The sequence below is a fragment of the Jejudonia soesokkakensis genome (genome assembly GCF_042664795.1).
Lineage (GTDB): Bacteria > Bacteroidota > Bacteroidia > Flavobacteriales > Flavobacteriaceae > Jejudonia > Jejudonia soesokkakensis.
Genome location: NZ_JBHTBN010000003.1, coordinates 1 through 890 on the forward strand (window position 1 = coordinate 1; position 890 = coordinate 890).

Genomic DNA, 890 nt, shown 5'->3' on the forward strand with positions numbered 1-890 from the left:
TTACATTGTCAATCACTAAGAGTCCAGCCGTAGTACCTGAGTTTTGCTCAATACCACCTCCTGCTCTGTTGGCAGTATTCTCGTCAATATCACTATCGGTAACCGTAAGAGTTCCTCCGTCATTGAAGATCCCTCCACCAGAACCTGCAGCACCATCGGCTACGTTGTCTGAGATATCGGCTCCTGTAACAGTAAGAGTTCCTCCCGCGTTGAAAATACCTCCACCACCTTGTGTCGCATCGGCGCCACTAGCAGTATTGTCCATTATAGATGTTCCTGTTACACTCATGCTACCTGTTCCATTCCATAGTCCACCACCTTCAGCGGCAGCTATATTATTAGTTACATTACCACCAGTAATTGTACTGTCTCCAGGACCCGTTATATGCAATCCTCCTCCATTTCCTGGAGCAGCTCCTGTTTCATTGTTGCTTAAGATAACATCTGTAAGGTTTGTTGTTGCATCTCCGTTCACTTCAATACCTCCACCGGCTCTATTCGCCGTGTTGTTGGTTACGGTTGTTCCAATTAAGGTAACTGTGCCCGCAGCATTCAAGATACCACCACCAGAACCAGAAGCTCCAGCTGTTGCTGTGTTACTGTCTATCAAGGTTGCACCACTTGCCTCAACAATTCCGCCTTCATTATAGATTCCTCCACCCCCTGCAGCACCAGCATCATCTCCGTTTGCAGCGTTGTTTGTGATTGTTGCATCTATCAAGGTCATTGTTCCTGAACCGTTCCACAGTCCACCACCTTCATTGACAGCGATATTACTGTCTACAGTTCCTCCTGTAACGTTCGTGTTTCCAGGACCTGTAACATGAAGTCCACCACCATTTCCTGGTGCAGCTCCTGTTTCATTGTTGCTTAAGATAACATCTGTAAGG

1 pseudogene is annotated in these 890 nt (G+C 46.9%); it reads right to left on the reverse strand.

Annotation, left to right across the window (positions count from 1 at the left end):
• A pseudogene (locus ACFQO1_RS06745) lies at positions 1 to 890 on the reverse strand (T9SS C-terminal target domain-containing protein); the annotation flags it as partial.